Source organism: Streptomyces klenkii (assembly GCF_003626645.1).
GTDB lineage: Bacteria > Actinomycetota > Actinomycetes > Streptomycetales > Streptomycetaceae > Streptomyces > Streptomyces klenkii.
Map to the genome: position 1 here is coordinate 1 of NZ_RBAM01000168.1, position 1,102 is coordinate 1,102.

The 1,102-nt window shown below is 69.1% G+C and carries 2 protein-coding genes; one reads left to right on the top strand and one right to left on the bottom strand.

The window, feature by feature from the left end; genetic code table 11:
• Positions 1 to 137 precede the first annotated feature (137 nt).
• Complete coding sequence (locus D7231_RS35500; protein WP_120760514.1) at positions 138 to 608, top strand: hypothetical protein; 471 nt, start codon at positions 138 to 140, stop codon at positions 606 to 608.
• Here the strand turns inward: D7231_RS35500 and D7231_RS35505 are convergent, their stop codons facing one another.
• Positions 609 to 893 (bottom strand): GntR family transcriptional regulator, encoded by a 285-nt coding sequence (locus D7231_RS35505; protein WP_120760516.1) that lies wholly within the window; start codon positions 891 to 893, stop codon positions 609 to 611. It abuts the gene before it with no gap.
• Between the last annotated feature and the right edge of the window lie 209 nt (positions 894 to 1,102).

Genomic DNA, 1,102 nt, shown 5'->3' on the forward strand with positions numbered 1-1,102 from the left:
GCCATGACCCACCAGGCAGGCCCGTGGGTGTACGCCCGACGGCGCGCCGGCGTCGCCGACCTGGAACGCAGCAACGAACAACTCACCGACGAAGAGATCGCCGACTTCTTCGGCGCCCTGGTCGACCGAGAGGACTGATGGGCAAAGGGGGGAAGCCGAGGAAGAGCCTGGCCGTCCCGAAGGCGCCGGTACGCGAGGGGAAGCGGACCGGCGCCCCGGCGTCTCTGCTCGACCGCAGCGGGAACTCGCACGAGCGGGTCAGCTGGCGGTTCACGCACGTGGACCATGACGGCCCGTGGGGGTTCGGCGCCATGGAGCCTTCCGTGCTGTGCGAGGTGCTCCGCAAGCTGGCGAACTGCGAGTCGATGACCGTGAACGAGCTGCGCAACACGTGGCGGCTGTTCAAGGAATACGACCTGCCCGGCGGCCTGTGCAGGGAAGCCCTGGAGCGGCTCACCGTGATGGGCTGGGACGACATGACGAAACTCCACCGACTGGAGTTCACCGGCACCCAGCGCCTCTACGGCTTCCTCGACGGGAACATCTTCCACGTCGTGTGGTGGGACCCGAACCACGAGGTCTGGCCCTACACCAAGAGGAACACCTGACTACCCGCCTCCACCATCCGAGGACGAATCGGCGGGCGGCTGGGTGATGTAGGTGCCGCGGCCGTGGACGGTGCGGATGAGGCCCCGCTCGCGCAGCTCGTCCGTCGCGCGCCGCACCGTGCCGTAGGACACCCCGAACCGCTCCGCCAGGTCCCGCTCCGACGGCAGGCGGGCACCCGGCGGGAACCGGCCCGCCGCGATCTGCGCGGCGATGCGCTCAGCGATCTGCACGTAGACGTACTCGGGGCCCGTCAGGTCAAGGGGGCCACCCAGCTCGTCATCCATGCGGGCAACGTAAAGCGGTGTATAGCTGCGCGCAGCGGCGGGAAGCTCCCCTGTGCTCCATACTGCTACAGGGAGCTATACACCCACGTGGACCCCCGCGGCCGTGCGACCGGCCCGGGGGCATGGCCAACGCTTCGAGGGAGCGCGGCATGGACCAGCCTACGGGCGATACCGCCGAACAGGTGACCGAGGCACCGGATGTCGCCTAC